Raw genomic sequence first — 2,943 nt, forward strand, 5'->3', positions numbered from 1 at the left:
CCTTTTCTCAAATGTCTTGTTTTTTAAAATTAACAATGTAAAATAAAATACATAATTAATTTAAAATATAAAAGAGTAAAATTAAATGGTAATTTAGAGACTTAGTGGTTGCTGTAAACTAAGCAAGTTTAATTTGAAGGTAACTTATATTATTAGCAATTTAAATAATAATTAAGTGCATTTACTTTGTAAATGAATTAGGATGGTACCGCGTTAAAAAACGTTCCTATTTGTGGAATGTTTTTTTATTTTAAAAAGGAGTATAACAAATGAATAGAAATTTAAACAAAAAATATAATCATATTGAAATTGAAAAGGATCGTTATGAACAATGAGTAAAATCTGGATTATTTAAGGCAAATGTTAGTTCTATTAATCCTACATTTTCTATTATCTTACCACCACCTAATGTAACCGGACTTTTACATTTAGGTCATGCTTGAGATAGTACTATCCAAGATTTATTAATTCGTTATAAACGTTTACAAGGATTTAATACTTTATTTATACCTGGTATGGATCATGCTGGCATTGCCACGCAAGTTAAAGTTGCACAACGTATTAAAGAAGAACAAAAACTTAATTTGCAAGAATTAGGTAAAGATAAATTTTTACAACAAGCATGAAAATGAAAAACAGAATATGCACAAAACATAAGAAAACAGTGAGCAAAACTTGGTTTAGCATTAGATTATTCGCATGAAGTATTTACTTTAGATGAAAATGTTAAGCAAGCAGTTAATGAAGTATTTGTAAAGTTATATAAAGAAGGTTTAGTTTATCGAGGAAAAAAGATAGTAAATTGAGATCCAGAATTAAAAACCGCTATTTCTAATATTGAAGTAAATTATCATGAAACAAAAGGAAAAATGTATTATTTAAAATATTTTATAGAAAATAGTAGTGAATTTATTACTATTGCTACTACCAGACCAGAAACAATGTTTGCTGATCAGTGTATAGTTGTAAATAGTAAAGATAAACGTTATTTACAATTTATTGGTAAAATGGTTGTTAATCCGGCTAATAAAATGTTAATTAAAGTCATTGCTGATGATTATGTTGATATGAATTTTGGAACAGGTGCTATGAAATGTACACCAGCTCATGATGCTAATGACTATGAAATTGCATTACGTCACAATTTAGCAATGCCTATTTGTATGAATGTTGATGGAACTATGAATGAATTAGCACAATCATATATTAATCAAGATCGAATGGTATGTCGTAAACAATTAGTTGAACAATTAAGAAAAGAAAATTTAGTTGTAAAGGTTGAAGACCATCTTCATCAAGTTGGTTATTCAGAAAGAAGTAACGCTATTATTGAACCATATTTATCACAACAATGATTCATAAAAATGAAACCATTAGTTGAAATGATTATTTATAAACAAAAAAATAAGAAAACAAAGATTGATTTTCATCCAATATTATTTGAACAACAACTTTTGCAGTGATTAAATAATATTCAAGATTGATGTATTTCTCGTCAATTGTGATGAGGTCATTCGTTTCCAGTTTGATATCATAAAAAAACTAAGAAAATTTATGTTGATACTAATCCACCATCACCAATTAACGATTATATTCAAGAATCAGACGTATTAGATACATGATTTTCTAGTGGTTTATGACCTTTTGTAACCTTGGATTGACCACAAAAAAATGTTGATTTGCAAAAATATTATCCAATATCAGTATTAGTTACTGCTTATGATATTTTATTTTTTTGAGTTGCACGAATGATGTTTATGGGTTGAAAATTTACTAATCAAAAACCATTTACTAATGTTTTAATTCATGGTTTAATTCGTGATGAACAAGGTAGAAAAATGTCAAAATCATTAAATAATGGAATTGATCCAATGGAAGTTATTAAAAAGTATGGTGCGGATGCTTTACGTTACTTTTTAGTTAGCAATTGTGCTCCGGGTCAAGATTTAAGATTTAGTATTACTAAAGTTGAGTCAGCTTGAAATTTCAATAATAAGTTATGAAACGCTGCACGTTATGTACTAATGAATATTGATGATAATTTTCAATTGGATGAAAATATTGTTTATAATAATTCATTATCATTTATTGATCAATGAATTTTACAAGAACTTAATCAATTGATTATTTATGTAGAGCAATATATGGAAAAATATGAATTTGTTTTAGTAGTTAAAGCACTATCAAATTTTATATGAAATAAATATTGTTCTTGATATATTGAATTAAATAAAGTTAATTTACAAAATCAAGAGCAACAAAGTAACTCATTACAAACATTATATTATGTTTTACAACAAATTATTATTATGGTTCATCCCTTTATTCCCTTTATCACAGAAGCAATTTATGAAGAAATGGGGTATAAAAATAGCATTTTAACAAATAAGTTTCCTAAAGTTAAAGTTATGAAAAAAACAAAAGATGTAACACAATTTGTTGAAATATTAATTGAAATTATTGGTAATATTCGAGAAATTCGTAAAGAACTTAATTTATTTTTAAAATTACCGTTAACTATTCATATCAATACGACTAATTCTTTTTTTGAATTAGAAAAAAATACTTTAAATCCTTATTTATTACAATTAACTAATAGTCAAATTGTTACTATTAGTGATAGTCCGTTGTCTGTTAATAATAAAATAATTAAAATTATTAATTCAGCAGTAATAGAAATTAATGTTTCAAATTTATTTAATAAAGAAGAACAATTAGCAAAATTAAAAGAGCAATTAGTTTATATTGAAAATGAAATAAAACGTAGTAAAGATATTTTAAGTAACCAACAATTTTTAGCAAAGGCACCACCAACAAAAGTTGAAATAGAAAAGCAAAAATTAGAAAAGTATCAAAATCAAAAAATTTTAATCAATGCCAAGATTAAAGAATTATAAAAAACTTTTATTTTAATTCAAGTTGAAAAATTTCATTATTTTCCAG

The 2,943-nt window shown here is 24.9% G+C and carries 1 protein-coding gene; it reads left to right on the top strand.

Annotation, left to right across the window (positions count from 1 at the left end):
* Positions 1-269 precede the first annotated feature (269 nt).
* Positions 270-2,897: a valine--tRNA ligase gene (locus M0D11_RS05510; protein ID WP_252320845.1), complete on the top strand. Its 2,628-nt coding sequence runs from the start codon at positions 270-272 to the stop codon at positions 2,895-2,897.
* Positions 2,898-2,943: the final 46 nt, after the last annotated feature.

The sequence above is a fragment of the Spiroplasma endosymbiont of Lariophagus distinguendus genome (assembly GCF_023846195.1).
Lineage (GTDB): Bacteria > Bacillota_I > Bacilli_A > Mycoplasmatales > VBWQ01 > Spiroplasma_E.